Source organism: Tritonibacter sp. SIMBA_163 (genome assembly GCF_046535935.1).
Classification (GTDB): domain Bacteria; phylum Pseudomonadota; class Alphaproteobacteria; order Rhodobacterales; family Rhodobacteraceae; genus Epibacterium; species Epibacterium scottomollicae.
In genome coordinates this window covers 1-245 of sequence record NZ_JAWJBP010001073.1, presented here as the reverse complement: position 1 = coordinate 245, position 245 = coordinate 1, and the positions used below count along the sequence as shown (strand labels likewise).

General features: G+C 66.1%; 1 protein-coding gene. It reads left to right on the top strand.

Features of this window, described 5'->3' with window-relative positions:
- The coding region (locus tag R0J92_RS25640) for a tetratricopeptide repeat protein (RefSeq protein ID WP_411053763.1) at positions 1 to 245 on the top strand (245 nt) is incomplete at both ends.

Below are 245 nucleotides of genomic sequence, written 5' to 3'. Positions count from 1 at the left end.
ATAGCGGCGCCCTGGATCGGGTCGACACGCTGCAGCAGCAGCACTGGACGCTGCTGTACTTCCGCGGCATCGCGCTGGAGCGCACCGAGCGCTGGGCGGAGGCCGAGGCCGACTTCAAGAAGGCGCTCGAGCTGCAGCCGGAACAGCCCTATGTGATGAACTACCTGGCGTACTCCTGGGTCGAGCAGGAAATCCATCTGGATCAGGCGCAGGAGATGCTGCGCCGCGCTGTCGAGCTGCGTCCC